The organism is Nocardia asiatica NBRC 100129 (assembly GCF_000308415.1).
Classification (GTDB): Bacteria; Actinomycetota; Actinomycetes; order Mycobacteriales; family Mycobacteriaceae; genus Nocardia; species Nocardia asiatica.
Genome location: NZ_BAFS01000040.1, coordinates 1 through 15,948, shown reverse-complemented (window position 1 = coordinate 15,948; position 15,948 = coordinate 1). Strand labels below are relative to the sequence as shown.

At 68.3% G+C, this 15,948-nt stretch carries 11 protein-coding genes; 8 read left to right on the top strand and 3 right to left on the bottom strand.

Annotated features, from left to right (window positions below; translation table 11 throughout):
• The first annotated feature begins 50 nt into the window (after nucleotides 1-50).
• The gene (nbtC, locus tag ON27_RS04625; RefSeq protein WP_444543652.1) at nucleotides 51-4,283 is read left to right on the top strand and encodes a nocobactin polyketide synthase NbtC; all 4,233 of its coding nucleotides are present in this window, start codon (nucleotides 51-53) and stop codon (nucleotides 4,281-4,283) included.
• Nucleotides 4,284-4,376: 93 nt separating this feature from the next.
• On the opposite strand, the gene ON27_RS04620 is transcribed toward nbtC, so the two are convergent.
• Nucleotides 4,377-5,552 (bottom strand): AMP-binding protein, encoded by a 1,176-nt coding sequence (locus ON27_RS04620; protein WP_043719827.1) that lies wholly within the window; start codon nucleotides 5,550-5,552, stop codon nucleotides 4,377-4,379.
• Between the two features lie 218 nt (nucleotides 5,553-5,770).
• Here ON27_RS04620 and ON27_RS04615 point away from each other — a divergent pair, with 218 nt between their 5' ends.
• Nucleotides 5,771-6,436 (top strand): GNAT family N-acetyltransferase, encoded by a 666-nt coding sequence (locus ON27_RS04615; RefSeq protein WP_043719825.1) that lies wholly within the window; start codon nucleotides 5,771-5,773, stop codon nucleotides 6,434-6,436.
• A gap of 10 nt (nucleotides 6,437-6,446) precedes the next feature.
• Here ON27_RS04615 and ON27_RS04610 read toward each other — a convergent pair whose 3' ends face one another.
• Nucleotides 6,447-7,748: a SidA/IucD/PvdA family monooxygenase gene (locus ON27_RS04610; protein WP_043719899.1), complete on the bottom strand. Its 1,302-nt coding sequence runs from the start codon at nucleotides 7,746-7,748 to the stop codon at nucleotides 6,447-6,449.
• A 109-nt stretch (nucleotides 7,749-7,857) separates the two neighbouring features.
• On the opposite strand from ON27_RS04610, the gene ON27_RS04605 reads away from it, so the two are divergent.
• Nucleotides 7,858-8,565 carry a siderophore-interacting protein gene (locus tag ON27_RS04605; RefSeq protein ID WP_043719823.1) on the top strand — a complete coding sequence of 236 codons (708 nt, stop codon included), beginning with the start codon at nucleotides 7,858-7,860 and terminating at the stop codon, nucleotides 8,563-8,565.
• A 44-nt stretch (nucleotides 8,566-8,609) separates the two neighbouring features.
• Here the strand turns inward: ON27_RS04605 and ON27_RS04600 are convergent, their stop codons facing one another.
• Entirely contained in the window at nucleotides 8,610-12,161 is a 3,552-nt protein-coding gene (locus ON27_RS04600) for a non-ribosomal peptide synthetase (protein ID WP_051046233.1), read from the bottom strand.
• A gap of 531 nt (nucleotides 12,162-12,692) precedes the next feature.
• Between ON27_RS04600 and ON27_RS04595 the strand changes: the two genes are divergently transcribed.
• From ON27_RS04595 to ON27_RS04575, 5 genes are all read left to right on the top strand, one after another.
• Nucleotides 12,693-12,878: a hypothetical protein gene (locus ON27_RS04595; protein WP_083887380.1), complete on the top strand. Its 186-nt coding sequence runs from the start codon at nucleotides 12,693-12,695 to the stop codon at nucleotides 12,876-12,878.
• Between the two features lie 121 nt (nucleotides 12,879-12,999).
• The gene (locus ON27_RS04590; RefSeq protein ID WP_043719812.1) at nucleotides 13,000-13,452 is read left to right on the top strand and encodes a TIGR03667 family PPOX class F420-dependent oxidoreductase; all 453 of its coding nucleotides are present in this window, start codon (nucleotides 13,000-13,002) and stop codon (nucleotides 13,450-13,452) included.
• Between the two features lie 4 nt (nucleotides 13,453-13,456).
• Nucleotides 13,457-14,038, top strand: a complete 582-nt coding sequence (locus tag ON27_RS04585; protein WP_043719809.1) for a putative glycolipid-binding domain-containing protein — start codon at nucleotides 13,457-13,459, stop codon at nucleotides 14,036-14,038.
• Nucleotides 14,039-14,087: 49 nt separating this feature from the next.
• Nucleotides 14,088-15,017 carry an RluA family pseudouridine synthase gene (locus ON27_RS04580; protein ID WP_043719806.1) on the top strand — a complete coding sequence of 310 codons (930 nt, stop codon included), beginning with the start codon at nucleotides 14,088-14,090 and terminating at the stop codon, nucleotides 15,015-15,017.
• 191 nt (nucleotides 15,018-15,208) lie between these two features.
• Nucleotides 15,209-15,943, top strand: a complete 735-nt coding sequence (locus ON27_RS04575) for a CPBP family intramembrane glutamic endopeptidase (RefSeq protein ID WP_043719804.1) — start codon at nucleotides 15,209-15,211, stop codon at nucleotides 15,941-15,943.
• The last annotated feature ends 5 nt before the right edge of the window (nucleotides 15,944-15,948 follow it).

Sequence of the window (15,948 nt, the reverse complement as noted above, 5' to 3'; positions counted from 1 at the left end):
TGCTGCCCGACGGCACCATTCCGGTTCTGCTGTCGGCGGATACGCCTGACCTGCTGCGGGACGAGGCCGCGGCCATCCTCTCCTACGTCACGGATCGTCCCGAGGTAGCACCGCACCGCGTCGCCGAGATGCTGTTCCGCACGCGGGTCGCGCGGCGGCATCGGGCGGTGGCGATGGTCACCGGCCGAGACGACCTCGCCACCGCGCTGCGAGCGGTCGCCGAGGGCGCTGCGCACCCTGCGGTGGTGCGTAACGCGGGTGCCGCCACGCCTCGCAAGCGCGCGTTCGTATTCCCGGGACAGGGTGGTCAGCGCCCAGGAATGGGCAAGCTCTACTACGAACACTCCCCCGCGTTCCGCGCCGAAGCGGATCGCTGTGACGAGATCTTCCACGAGCTGTTCGGCGAATCACCGCTGACATACGTCCTCGACGAGGATTTCCCGGCCGACGACAGCGCGCGAATCGTGCAACCCGCGCTGTTCCTGCAGATGGCCGCGTTCGCCGCGATGTGGCGAGCTGCGGGCATCGAGCCCGGTGTCACGATCGGGCACAGTCAGGGCGAGATCGCGGCGGCGTATGTGTCGGGCAAGATGACGCTGGCCGACGCGATCCTCGTCGTCGGCACGCGGGCGCACGCGGTGGACGAGATCGCCTCCGACGACTACGCGATGGCGGTGGTCGCCGCCGACCGTGACGAGTGCGAAGACTTGCTCGCGCGCCGCTCGGGATGGTCCCAGCTGTCGGTGGTCAATGCTCCGCACATGGTGGGCATCTCGGGCGACCGCGGCACAGTGCAGGACGTCGTGGATACGCTCACCGAGCGTGGCACCTTCGCCCGGGTGATCCGCGTCCGGTACCCGGCGCACACCAGTGCGATCAACCGGCTCGGCGACGACGTCCGAGAGGCGGTGCGGAGCAGGCTGAGCAGCCGCCACTTCCACGAGACCAAGATCGAGTGCATCGGCGCCACGCTCGGCCGCCCGATCACCTCCGATCTGCCCGTCGACGAATACTGGTTCTGGAATCTGCGCAACGTCGTCCGATTCGACAAGGCGATCGCCGCAGCGGTCGCACAGCAGGTGGACACCTTCGTCGAACTCGCCGAACATCCGACGCTGCAACTGTCGATCCAGGAGAATCTGAGCGTCGTCGCGGCCGAGCACAACACGACGGTGACCGGTACCTCCAGTCGCACCGCCACCGATCTGAGCGAGTTCGCGCGAAACCTGGCGGTTCTGGCGACGAGCGACGCGGACTACTCGTGGGATCGCCTGCGCACCGGATCCGAGAAGACGATCCCGCTGCCGTTGCCCGACTTCCCCAATGTGCGGATGAACGAACTGCGGCTGTGGTTGCCATACAACTCCCCCTCGGCCGTCCGGGCCGGGCCGGTGACCCCACCGGCCGAGCACGCCGCCGCGTCATCGGTCACCGAGCATGTCCCCGGCAACCTGGCCGATGCCGTGGCGCCCGCACAACTGCTGGTCGAGGATTGGGTGCGGCTGGTGCGGCGTTCACTGGTCCCGCCGCGCCGACTCGGCCTCATCGATCACACCGGCGCCTGCGCCGAACTCGCCTCGACGCTGTGCGCCGAAGCGGAGAACTACGGCGCCACGGCGCGCATGATCGACATCGAGAACGACGATGACAGCGGCGATGTCGACACAGTCGTGGTGCTGCTCGCCGACCCCGGGCCGCTGGACGACTACGACGCCGTGGCCCGAACCGCCGATTTCTTCGGGCTTCGATCGTGGTGGCCGGGCTTGGGCAGCGAAGTGACCGATTGCTGGCTGCTGACGGCCGGCGGGGAGACCGTGGTGGCCGAGGACGCGCCGCCGCACCCGGTGCATGCCGCGGCCAGTGCGGGATTCCGCTGCATCGGCGCCGAATACCCCGGCGTCGCCTTCCGTCATCTGGATCTGTCGCCCGAACAGTCGCGTCCGGATGCCGCCGGCGCGATCATCGCGGCGATACACACGGCAGGTGAACCGGAACTGGCGGTGCGTGGCGACAGCTTGTACGCCAAGCGACTCGTCGAGGCCGAACGGATGACGCCGGATTCGGCCGCGACGGCGCCGGAGAACGTCGTCATCATCGGGGGCACAGGCAACCTCGGCCTGGAGTTCTGCGATCACTTCTCCCGCCACGGCGCACGACGCATCACGCTGGTGGGCAGGTCAGGTGAAACCGCGGCGACCGCCGACCGGTTGGCCCGGATTCGCCGGACGGGCGCGGCCGACATCCGCACGATCCGCTGCGACGTGCGTGACAAGTCCGCTGTCGCGCGCATGGCGGAAGAACTCCGCGCGACGCCCGCCGATCTGATCATCCACGCCGCGGTCGATTACTCGGATATCGAGCTGGCGCAGATCACCAGCGAGAAGGCCGACCAAGCGTTGCGGACGAAAGTGCTCGGCATCGCGCAGGTGCTGGAAGTGCTCCCCCGGGCGGAGAACTGCCGCGTGCTGCTGTGTTCCTCGATGGCGGCCACGATCGGTGGACGCGGACAGGTCGTCTACGCGGCAGCCAACCGGATGCTCGATGCGATGGCGCACCGGCTGCGGGCCGAGGGCCTCGATTGCGTCTCGGTGCAATGGGGGCAGTGGACGGTGCATCTCGATCTCGGCGCCGCAGGCGCGGCGAAGCTCGCTGGAGCGGGCGTCGTTCCGATGGATCCCGCGGACGCGATCGCGCTCGGATCGAACGGAATCCGCACCAACGCCATCGTCGCGGCATTCGACTGGAGCCGCGCGCGTTCCGCGCTCGAGGCGTATGGATACGGGCCGCTGTTGTCGCAGCTGGCAGCAACACCGGCCGACGCCGATCACGCACCCGATGGCGGAGAGGACTTGCCGCGGCGCATGGTGAAGCTGCTGGCGGAGGTCATCGGTGTGGATCGCGTCGGGACCATCGACACTTCCGTTCCGATGGTCGCGATCGGTCTCGATTCGTTGCAGGCGCTGGAATTCCGTCGGCGAGTCAACGGGGAGTTCGGTCACGACCTGCCCGTCGCGCAGCTTCTCGGCGGAGCCTCCGTCGATGACGTCGTGGCGCTGGTCCGCTCGCACCCGCCGATCCCGGCGCGGACGGGAACACCGGCACGCCCTTCGTCCTCCCCGCGACCAGACGTGCCCGCCGAATCGGTGCGCCCAGCGCAGGCCACGAAGCCCGTGGACATCACCGAGCGTGCGCGGCTGGCAGCCGCGCAGGCGGTGCCGGCCGACCTGGATCACGACCGAATGCGCTCCGCACGCGCGGATCTTGATACCTTCGGGCTCCGAGCGATGATGGAGACCCTTGATCCGGTGTTGCGGGATGGCGCCGTCCACACCGCGGACGAAATCGCCACACGTCTGGAATTCGCACCGCGACATCGGTGGTTGCTGCAGCGCTGGCTCGATGAGCTCACAACACACGGTTATCTCGACCAGGCCCCGGCACACGGCTATCGCGCCGCCGGTCCGGTGCCGACACCGGCTCGTCCCGATCTGCTCACGGTGTGCGCCGACCTGGGCTACTCGCCCGAGTTCGCGACCTTCCTCCAGCGGTCCGATGAGCATCTGACCGAACTGGCCCAGGACCGCGTGCGCGTTCAAGAGTTGTTGTTCCCCGACGGCGACATGCTCACGGCCGAAGCCGCCTATCGCGACAACATCATCAGCAGCTATCTCAATACCGCCGCCCGCGAGACCGTCGCGGGCATAGCCGAGCGACTGGAACGCGACCGATCACCCATCCGGATCCTCGAACTGGGTGCCGGCATCGGCGGCACAACCAACGATGTCCTGGCCGGACTGTCCGGTCTATCCGTGGACTACCACTTCACCGACCTGTCGACCTTCTTCCTCGCCGCGGCGCAGAAGCGGTTCGCCGAGTATCCGTGGATCCGCTACGGGATCATGGACCTCAATACCGACCTCGGTGAGCAGCCGCCCTACGACATCGTGATCGCGGCCAACGTGGTGCACAATGCGCACCACATCGGGAAGACGCTTCGCCAGCTGCACGACCTGCTCAACCCCGGTGGCGCGGTGGTTTTCATCGAGGCCTGCCGGGCGAACTTCCAGCTGCTGACATCGATGAAGTTCCTGATGTCGGCCGGCCCCGGTCAACCGCATCCCGGCAGTTCCGATATCCGGGCCGGGGCACGGATCTTCCTCACCGAAGACGAGTGGCGTGATCAGCTCAGCGAGTCCGGGTTCACCCCCATGCTGGTGCTGCCCGACGCCGATCATCCGATGTACATGCTCGACCAGCGGATCTTCGCCGCGGTCCGCGACTGAGGAGCAAGGAGCCGAGCGGGCTGCCTCGGCTCCTTCGCGATCGTCCCAGCCGATCATGATCGCGGCTGGGACAATCGCGATTGTGCCGCCTGATCAGGAACGGCACGCGCGGCAAGCGCATACCAGCCAACCGTCCGCGGTCCAGCAGGCACGATCGCCGGTTCGGAACAATCGGCCCTCCGGCAGGAACGGGTCGTTCACGAACCGGTCGGGAGCGGACGGATTCCCGCCCTCGGCGCCGAGCGCGGCGCCGCCCACGTAGACCTCGCCGACCACTCCCGGCGGGACCGGTTGCCGGGACTCGTCCAAGACCAGCACCCTGGCGCCCGAGATCGGCCTCGTGCGTCCGGTTCCGTCCAGGGAGCCGCGCGTCACCGTACCGGCGTACGCGAGCACCGTATAGCCGAACGTGGCGATCGACGCCGGCGACCGGGCGGCGAGTCGGCCGGGACGCAGTGGCGCGGGGCAGACCCCGGTGACATCCCAGCGCCGTACCGTCGGCAACTCGGCGCCGGTGGCAGCGATGCGTTCGACCGCAGCCACATCGGCGGTGACGTGGGTGACCGCGTGTGCCGCGACGAGTTCGACCACCGTGTGCGGGTCACCCCACTGCGACTGCGTGGCGACGACCGACGTCGCACCGTCCGCCAGGGCCGCGAGCAACTCGACGGCCAGCTCAGCGTCGCTCCACCCCGAGGCGAGCAGCCGCACGTCGGCGCAACCCCCCGCGCGATCGGATTCTCGATACCGGCGTTCGGCGGCGATGGTACGGCGGTCCTCGACGGCCACTCCCAGTGCCGAATCGGTCAGCACGGCGGTCTCCGGGGCGACGCCGGCGACGGTCGCGGCGCCATCGGCGAGCAGGGCCACCAGCCGGACCAAGCGGTCGACCGACACGTTCGCCGACACGCTGCCCACTGCGGGCGTATCCAGCAGTGCGAAGAAATCGCCATAGGTGAGACGCACTGTGCCGCAGCGGAGCGCGGTACGAATGCCGGGAACCATCCGAGCCCGGCGAACCATGTCGGCGATGCGCGGCGTCGCGGGCAATTCCACACCGGTAGCCCATTCGTCGAGCACCCGCCGTCGCTCGTCAGCGGTCAGTACAGCCGGCTCGCCGACGGGATCGGCGTGGGCCGGCCCGGCGGGATCCCGGACTGCGAAGGTGCCCACGCCTCCCGCGTCGACACCGACACCGGACCCGGCCCGTACCGGGCGCACCAGCGAGTGGGCGGCCGGGGCGCGGCCACCGCGCAGTTCCGAAAGCATCTGTCTCCCTTACTCGCATCACGGCACAGCACGGCTCCCGCGTCACTGGCATCAGCGGGAGCAGCCACTCCGGCGCGATCCGACGGTATGCGCTTCGACTCCCTGGCCGAGCCGAGCAACCACCCGATGCGGTCTTAGCATAGGGTAACCTTACCGGTGACCGGAGACCGAGTACTGCGGCCGAAACCGACAGTGCCGACCGAGGAGCCGCCGAAACGATGAATCCGACTGGAACGCCGTACGTTCTCAAGCGAGAACTGACCGATATTCCCGACGATGTCCGCGCCGCCCCGGCGCCGGTGATTCCTGATTTCCCCGAGCCGTTCGGTCTCCGCGTGGCCGATCCCGACAGCGACGATCCCGCGACGATCGCCGAATGGATGGCGCTCCCTCACCTGGCCGAGACCTGGGAACAACCATGGCCCGCGGAGCGCAGACGCGCCGACATCGCCGCACAGCTCGCCGGAACGTACTCGCGGCCGTGCATCGTCAGCTTCGACTTCGCAGCCATCGACCTGCCCGAACTCGGCCGCCGCGAGGTCGCCTACGTGGAGCTGTACCGGGCGGCGAAGGACGAGTGCGCTCGGTTCTACCACGCCGACCCCCGCGACATGGGTTTCCACATCGCGACCGCGGACCAGAACCTGATCGGCCGAGGCGTCATGTCGAAGTGGATCGGCCTCTTGGCCGAGGGGATCTGGGCCGCCGAACCGGAATGCCGCCGCCTGATGGGCGATCCGGATCACCAGAACATCTCGGTACGCAAGGCTTTGGCCAAGAACGGCTGGGTGGAGCTGGGCGAGTTCGATGTGCGGCCCGGCCGCCGGATCGCCCTGTGCACGCTGCCGCGCGAGCCGCAGGACGTACCGTCGATCCGGCGCTGACCACCCGCGTCTACCGACCGGCCGAACGTTCCCGTGCGCGCACGGCTCCCGAGCGCGCCCGGGTCGGCCCCGCCTGCAGTACCCGATCCGAAAGTTCTCCTAGGCAACTGAGATTCGGGAATCCGGGCCCCTGTGCCAGGCCGGCCAGATTCGGCAGATAGAGCTTGGCGTCGAGGCCGGTCACCGCCAGGTCGTGGCCGATCGCCGCCTCGACCCGCGGCTGCGTGATGGGGCCGCCGATCGCGAGTTCCACCAGATCCGCGGCGTCGACATCGAACATCTCCAGGAACCACAGCGGCTGACCGCCGGTCGCGTCCACCACCAGATCGAAGACATGCACTCGATCCGGGCGCCCTTCGTTGCGCAACGTCAGCGCGACGCCCTCGCCTTGCTCCGCGACCCGCACGACACGCCCTTGCAAATGATGAACCCGATTGTCGCCCAACAGGTTCTCCTGCACACGCACCGAGAACACGCCACGGTCCGTGCGCCGGACGACGTCCCGCCGTTCTTCTATGCTCAACCCCCGCCATTTGGCCGGATCGCTGTACAGCGAATTCTCGAAATAGCTCTCCCCGCGGGTGTAGATCGTGGCGGCAGGCGAGATCACCGAGACGGTCAGTACGTCGTGCCGGACCAACTCGTCCATCGCGGAGCCCGCGGTCTCGCCGCCGCCGATCACGGCCGCTCGCGACGAAACCGGCAACCGGCGACGGCCGACCAGATCCCAGAAGTCGGCGATGCTCAGCACTTTCGGATGAGTGGCCAGCGCACGCCTGCTGTCACCCGGCCCGGTGATCATCAGCTGATCCGCATCGATCTCGGACGCGACGCCGTCCGCGTCGACCACCGAGACCAGCCAGCCGTCGGCCGCCGCGGCGATCTTGCGCACCGCCCCCGGCACGATCTCGACCTCGGCCTTCTTCGCGACCCACTGCAAATACTTGGCCCAGACATGATGGTGCGGATGGGGGCGGCCGCGGTCGATCCATTCGGCGTACGTGCCGCGGTCGATGAGAAACGACGTCCAGCCGAACGCCATCATCGCCTCGTTGATCGCGCGGTTGTGCCCGCGTGCCCAGGTGGAATGGTACGGGAAACCCACGTCCTTCTCGGGGCTGGTGCCCAGCCGGTGCTGACCGTCGGTCCAGCCACCGTTCGGCAACCAATTGCCGCCCACCGCATGCGGTTCCACGACGACCACCTGCGGCGCAGGCAGGCCGAGCTCGCGCAGGACGTATGCCTTCGCCGCGACGGCCATGGCCTTCGGACCCGCACCGACCACCAGAAGTCTGTCCACCGGTTCTCCCATCTTCATCCCAGCCACCGGATCGGCCCCGGCCGCGAAGCGGATCGTCTGTGCCGCCGCCGTCAGGACAGCCGACAAGACTTCCAAGTATACTTAGGCTAACCTTAATCACATGGGTAAAGGAACCAACGGCGTCATGTTGAAGCTGTGGCGCGCCGATGACTATCGACTGCGCGTCACCTCGACGGAGAGCATCACCGACAAATACGTGCGGATCGGCTTCGCCGCGGGCGGTCTGCTCGCCGACCATCCGGTCCACCCCACACAGTTCATCCGGCTGTGGATCCCCGACGCGGTCACCGACAAGTTGCACCACCGTGCGTACACGCTGGTGGATCAGGACCCCGCGGCCGACCACTTCTATATCGAATTCGCTTTGCACGGCGGCCCGGCCAGCGCGTGGGCACAGCGCGCGGCGGTCGGCGAGGAAATCGAAGCTTCCGTACTGGGCTCGAAGTTTCAGCTGCCGGAGACCGTACCGAGCGAGTACGTCATTTTCGGCGACACCGCCTCGCTTCCTGCGATCAATTCGCTGCTCGACGCGATCGGCGACGCGCCCGCGAGAGTGTGGCTGGAATGGCAGTACGAGTCCGACACCTCGCTTCCGGTGCGCAACAAGCCACACCACCAGGTGAACTGGGTGCAGCGCATCGATGACGGCAAGCTGCTGCGCGAACAAGCACATGAGTTGGACTGCTCCAAGGACGTTTTCGCGTGGGCCGCCTGCGACGGCCACACCACCCGCGCGATCGTGAAGGCTTTGAAGACAACCCACCAGTTGCCGAAGACCTCGATCAAGTACCAGGCCTACTGGAAGTAGCCCGGGAGCGCCTCGCCCTTTGCGAGGCGCTCCTCTCCCCGGCCTCAGGCCATACTCTGAGTTCGCGACAGCACTTCGTCGTCGCTCATCGCCGAGACCTCCAGGTACATCCTGGCCACCTGCGCCAGCCGGTCGGCATGCGGATCCCTGCTCTGCAGTCGTTGCGCGAGTCCCGCGATGGTGCGAGCCGCGAACATGTCGGCAACCAACGCGTGGTCGGTGTCCAGCCAATCGCGCACGCGCGCGATAACTGTGGTGGCCAGCACCGAATCACCGCCGAGCTGGAAGAAGTCGTCGTGCACGCCGACGCTGTCGACGCCGAGCACGCCCGCGACGATATCCGCGAGCGCGGCTTCCACATCCGTGCGTGGCCGACCGTCCGCCGCGTCCCCGGCGCTCGGTTCGAGCAGAGCGACCACCGCACGCCGGTCCAGCTTTCCGTTGGCCGTCAACGGCATGCGATCGAGTACCTCGATGTGGGTCGGAATCATGTAGGCGGGCAACAGGTCCGATACCGCTGCGGTGATCTCCGCGGCACTACCGGTCGGTCCGGACACCGCCGCGACCAGCTTCGGTGAACTGGCTCCCACGACCGCGGCGACGGCATGGCGGACGCCGTCCACCGCCCGTAAGGCGGTCTCGACCTCGCCGAGTTCCACACGGTAGCCACGGATCTGCACCTGATGGTCGGCACGACCCAAGAACTCGATGGTGCCGTCCGGCCAGTACCGAGCCAGATCCCCGGTGCGATACCAGCGTGTTCCCTCGTGTTCGACGAACCGCTCCGCCGTCCGCTCCGGATCGTTGCGATAGCCGGCCGCCACGCCGGCGCCACCCACCCAGAACTCACCCGGCACCCAGTCGGGGCAATCACGGCCGGCCGGCGAGACGACCCGGCATCGTACATTGCGCAGCGGGACGCCGAACGGCACCGTCGCCCAGTGCTCGGGAGGATCGACGACCTCACAGATGGTGTTGTGGATGGCCGTCTCGGTCGCACCGCCCAGCCCGGAGAACCGGCAACCCGGGACCTGGCGCGCGAGTCGTCGCGCCAAGTCGGCGCCGACCCAGTCGCCGCCCAGTGTCACCGCGCGCAGTGAGTCACCCAGTTCCCCACCGCCGACTTCCAGGATCATGTCCAGCATGGCGGGAACGCAGTTGAGAATGGAAACCCGGTGGCGGCGAATCAGTTCGACCCAGGAGGTTGCTTCGGCGCGTTGTTCCGCGTCGAGCGCGACCACCGATGCCCCGACCGAGAACATCCCGAAGATGTCGTAGACCGACGCGTCGAACTCCAGGGCGGACAGACCGAGTACCCGGTCGACGGCATCGACGTCGAACCAGTCGTTCACCGCGTCGATGGTGTTCATCGCCGCGCGGTGCGGAACGTCGACGCCCTTCGGCACACCCGTGGAGCCCGAGGTGAAGATGACGTAGGCGATGCTGCGGGTGTCCGGGAGCACCGGCTCCCGCAACGGGTTCGCATGTTGCCGTGCCACGGTCATCGGCACACAGCGGACCTGTTCGCCCAAGTCGGCACCTGCAACGGTGATGGCGACGGCCACCTCACCCGTCCGCAGGATCTCCGCCCGCCGGGCCGCCGGTTGATCGAATCCGATGGGCACGTAGGCGGCGCCCGCCGCGAGGATCCCCAGCACGGCCACGATCTGGTCCGGCCCCTTGGGCAACTGCACCGCCACGGCGTCACCGGACTCGACACCGTTGTCGCGCAGTGCGCCCGCGACCGCCAACGCCTGTGCCGCCAGCTCGCGGTAGGTCCACGCGCCATCTGCACCGTCGCGGCTCCACACCACGGCGGGCGCGTCGGGCGTCGTCCGCGCGTGCTCGAACAGACCTTGGTGCAGGCAACGCCCGCTGACCGGCCCGTCGGTGGCGTTGACGTGCGCGCGCACCGCCGCCTGTGCCACCGGTAGCCGGACCGGCGCCTCGGCATCCCAGCCCGCCGATCCCTCGGCGAGCCTCGCGACCGCCTCGATGTAGCGCGCGAACATGGTGTCGATCATCCCCGCCGGGAACGCGGATCGCCGGACGTCCCAGTTGAGCAGCAGTCCGCCACGGACCTCGGTGACCTGCGCGTCCAGCAGCACCTGCGGCCCCTGCGAGATGATCCATACCGGTTCACCGAAGGTGTCGGTGACCGACTCGGCGAACAATTCGCCGAGGTTGAGCGCACTCGTGTAGACGATCGGCGCCAATACCGGCTCACCCCGGTATCGACCGAGGTCACGCAGCACCTCCAGCCCGGAATAGGCGCTGTGCGAACCACTTTCGTGCATGCTGCGCTGCAGCGACCTGGCTCGCTCGGCGACGGTCACGTTCTCGGTGACGTCCACGTCGAGCATGATCGAGGAGGTGAAGTCGCCGACCACCCGGTCGATGCCAGGGTCGACCGGCTCCCGGTGAAACAGCGGCACATTCAGCAGAAACCGGCTCTGGGCCGACCAGCCGCCGATGGTTTCGGCGAATACCGCCGCCAATGCCATGGCCGGGGTGATTCCGCGCTCGTGCGCGGCGGCCGACAACCGCTCCTTCGCTTCCGGAGCCAGCCAGTGGTCGTAGCGAACCGTGCGATGCGGTTCGACGCGCTCACCGACGGGAATGGTGGGCAGTTCCGGGGCGCCCGGCAATTCCGGCAGCCGCTGCTGCCACCATTGGCGGTCCCTCTCGCGAGCCGCGGTGTCCACCTCGCGCTCGGTACGGTACCGACGATAGCTGTAAGATTGCGTCGGTAACTGCGCTCCGTGGTACAACTCGGCGAGATCCGCGACCAGCACCCGATAGCTCATCGCATCCCCGGCCAGCATGTCGACATCCAGATGCAGCCGGGTTCGTTCGTCCGCGAGCTGGGTGAGCGTGACGTCGAAGACCTGTCCCTTCGCGATGTCCAAGCGCTGATGGGTCTTCTGGTCGCGCAGCCGCACCAAAGCCGCCGCGGCGGCCTCGGGTGCGTGCTCGCGCAGGTCGACCACGCTGAACACCGGGCGTCCCGGCGCGTCCATCGTCTGTTGGGTACCGTCCGGCAGGAATCTGGTGCGCAGCATCGGATGCGCCGCCGCCAGGTCGGCCACCGCGCGCTCCAGTCGCGCGGGATCGACCTGCCCGCCATCGAATTCGACGTACAGGTGCGCCGCCACGCCGCCGAGTTCCTGCTCGTCGGAACGTCCGATCCAGTACGCGTGCTGCATTGTTGCGAGCGGGAACGGGGCGAACTCGTCCGCCCGCTGCGCCGCTTCTTCCGCTGTTTCGCCGGACCGGTCGCCCGCCTGCAGCGCGCTGCCGCCCGCAGCGACTTCGGATCCCCCGGATCGCACCCCCGACGCGAGGATCCGGTGCCAGTCCCCCACCGTCGGCGCAGCAGCCAGTTCGGCGAAGTTGACGTCGTATCCGCGCTTTCGCCAGGCTCCGGCCAACTTCATGGTGCGAATGGAATCGAGGCCCAGCTGGATGAGGTCGTCTCGGTCGGTGATCGTGTTCGCGGCGATGCCGAGTTGCGCGGCCACCGCCTCGCGGACCTCGTCGGTGTCCATCGCCGCCGCCGCGACCGACTTCGCCCCGTTCCCCCGCCTTGGCTCCATCACTGCTGTCACTCCTCTGTCTCGCGGGACGCCCGCACCGGGCCGACGTCTACGAACGCTCCGAAGTCTCAGCAGTTCCGGACGTGTAGCGCCGGCCAGCCGGTCAGGCACCTCGGCAAGGAGCATATCGCAACAAAATAGGGTTGCCTAACCTTCCTTCATTCGGACACGGCGGCTCCCCAGGACGGAGCTGGGCGCCTCCGCCGTACGCCGCTTGCCTTCGCCGAGGACCTTCAGTCGACGGTTTCCTCTTCGCTGCCGGCGGCACGACTTCCGCCGGCGTCCGTCCGCGCCTCCACCCGTACCGCCTCAGCTCACTCGCATCCGCCATCGCCCCGCACCCGGCGTTGTTCTCCCCGACCTATTCCGTCAACGTGCGAAAACTGATCTGGACTCGTGGTTTTCGCACTCCCGACGCGCCGGGGAAGCCTCCGTGAACGGCGGTGCATCCTGGTCCGATAGCTCGTGAACATCGCTAACTTCGAGCGAAAGCGGAACAATTGAAGCGCAGGAGTATCGGATATGTATGGCATGGAATTGTTTTCGGTCCTGTCGAATTGCGCGCGTGACCCCGGCGAACTGAGCCCGGGCCAGGCGCACCTGGCCATGCAGGTGCACCTGGATTGCAGCGTTGAACTGTGCCGGGTCCGCCGCCGCGCGCGCAGGACGCTGGTCGAGGCACGCTTGATGGTGTTGGACGAACGGGCCACGCCGTGATGGAACGCGTTGCGCGATCGTGCCCGCGAACGCCCGGGCGAGCGAAGGCGGGTTCCCGCGCGCCGGATCGGTTTCGGTGCAGGGGTGGAATCGCACGGCGCGCGGCGGCGTTGTCCCTGCCATGACCACAACGGCATCCGATCGATCCGCCGCCCCCGTCGTCGACACCGAGACCGAATTCGGCGCGAAAGTCGCCGAACGGCTGAACCGCGAATCCGTCCTCTGGCTGACCACCGTCGGCCCCACCGGCACACCACAGCCGAACCCCGTCTGGTTCCAGTGGCGCGACGGCGAATTCCTCGTCTTCAGCAAGCCCGCGCAGCCGAAGGTACGCAACATCCAGCGCAACCCCCGGGTCTCGCTGAATCTCAACAGCACCGAGACCGGCGGGGATGTCGTCGTGTTCACCGGCACCGCGCGGATCGCCGAACAGCGGCCGGACGCGGCCGAAATCGCCGCCTTCACCACGAAGTACACCGAGGGCCTTCGCTCGATCGACATGACCGACGAGCAGTTCTACGCCGAATACTCGGTCGTGCTGCGCATCACCCCGGATCGGCTGCGCGGGTTCTGAGCCGATGATGTTCGCGCCGCCGCCGCCCACCGCCGCCTGGCGGCATCGAACCGCTCGCGAGGGGTTCGAGGTGGCGTATTTCCGGGTCACCGAGCAAGGCGTGCTGATCGACGGCTGCACCACAGCCGTCGAGGACGGCGCGGCATGGGTGGTGGACTACCGGATCACGCTGGACACCGAATGGCGCACGCGCCGGGCCGAGGTGGCCGTTCGGAAACCGGGCGGCTGGAACACGCTGGTGCTGGAGGCCGACGGCGCGGGATCCTGGCTGCTGGACGGCATGCCCGCGCCGCTGCTCGACGGTTGTCTCGACGTGGACCTGGAGTCCTCCGCGTTGACCAACGCCCTGCCCGTGCACAGGTCGGCGCCGGAGATCGGGGAAGGCGCGGACGCACCCGCGGCCTACGTGTACGCCTCCGGCGCCGCGGTGGGGCGGCTGCGACAGCGCTACCACCGGGTCGTCGACGGCGAGCACGGACCGCGGTTCGACTACGCGGCTCCGGAGTTCGACTTCGGGTGCACCTTGGCATACGACAAGTCGGGCTTGGTGCTCGACTATCCGGGCATCGCGATCCGGGCCCACTGAGGCGCGGCCGGCGCGGCCCGCGTCAGGTCGGCGACTAGGGTCGATACCGATGAGAAGGCGGCAACAACCGCCGTTGCCGAAGCGGCACGGCTTGGACCCGGCCCGGCTGCGACTACCGGAGCAGGGCCACTGGGCGACCATTCGGGACCATCTGGTGGAGCGCCTGCCCCGGGTCCCGGCCACACGGATCGATGAACTGTTGCACGCGGGCGGCATCGTGACCTTGGACGGGCCGGTCGCCCCCGACGCGCCGTACGTACCGGGCGGCGCGGTCTGGTTCCATCGCGATCTCCCCGAGGAGACGGTGGTCCCGTTCGACATCCCCGTCGTGCATCGCGACGACGACCTGCTGGTCGTCGACAAACCGCACTTCCTGGCCACGATCCCGCGCGGTCAGCACATCTTGCAGACCGCGCTGGTGCGGTTGCGGCGCGATTTGGACCTGCCCGACCTGGTCCCGGCGCATCGGCTCGACCGCGTCACGGCGGGCCTGCTGCTGTTCGTGATCAACCCGGCCCGCCGCGGCGCGTACCAGACCATGTTCCACAAGCGCACCGTGCGCAAAGAGTACGAGGCGATCGCCCGGTTCGACCCGGACCTCACACTGCCCCGCGTGGTGCGCAGCCGGATCGTCAAGGAAAAGCAGGTGCTCGCGGCCCAGGAGGTGCCGGGCGAGCCCAACGCGGAAACCGAGATCGAACTGCTCGAGCACCGCGACGGGCTGGGCCGCTACCGGCTGCGCCCGCACACCGGCCGGACCCACCAGCTGCGCCTGCACATGAACAGCCTGGGCATCCCCATTCTCGGCGACGACTTCTACCCGGTGCTCACCGACAAACCCGTCCACGATTTCACCAGGCCGCTGCAACTGCTGGCCGCTTCGCTCGAGTTCACCGATCCGGTCACCCGCGAGCCGCGCCGCTTCGAGACCACACGCACCTTGCAGGCGTGGACCGATCCGCACGGATGGGCTGGCTGACGGCACCGGGATCAGCGCCCGTGGTCTCGGGTAGCGCCGTCCGGACACGATTTCCCGGCCGAGCGGCGTGCCGCAGCCCGGTGCGACGCGCGGACCCCGGCGGACCGCGACGGCCACGAAAAAGTGATCGATCCAGCAAAACATAGAGGGATCCCTGGTGAACGTGTTCCTCTTCCGTAGACTCGTCCGGGATGTCTGAGCCGGACCTAGCTGCACCGACCCACCCACGCCACAAAGTGCACGCCTACGTCGACGTGGCCGTCGTCGTGATCGTGCTGGCGGGCACCAACCTGATCGCGCACTTCACCACCGCCTGGGCGAGCATCGTGACCGTGCCCGCCGCGGCGATCGTGCTGCTCGCGCTGGTCCGCAGACGCGGCCTCGGCTGGGCGGAGCTGGGTCTTTCGCCCCGGCACTGGCGGCGCGGTTCGCTCTACGCGCTCGGCGCGGTAGCACTGGTGCTCGCGGTCGTCGCGATCGGGGCGGCGCTCCCCCTCACCCGCCCGTTCTTCCTGGCCGATCGCTACGCGACCATCTCGGGCGCACTCATCGCCTCGATGATCGTCATCCCACTGCAAACGGTGATCCCCGAGGAACTGGCCTTCCGCGGTGTGCTGCACGGCACACTGCACCGGGCGTACGGTGCGCGCGGCGTCTTCGCGGCCGGCTCCCTGCTGTTCGGGCTCTGGCACATCGCATCCTCCTTCGGCCTCACCTCGGGCAACCGGGGCCTCAGCGGCATCGTCGGCGGCGGCGTGGCCGGGCAGATCATCGGGATACTGCTCGCCGTCGCCGCGACAGCGGCGGCAGGAGCGGTGTTCACCTGGCTGCGCCACCGCAGCGGCAGCCTGCTCGCCCCGATAGCCCTGCACTGGTCGGTCAACGGCGCGGGCGCGCTGGCAGCCGCCCTCGTCTGGCAGATTTGATTGGC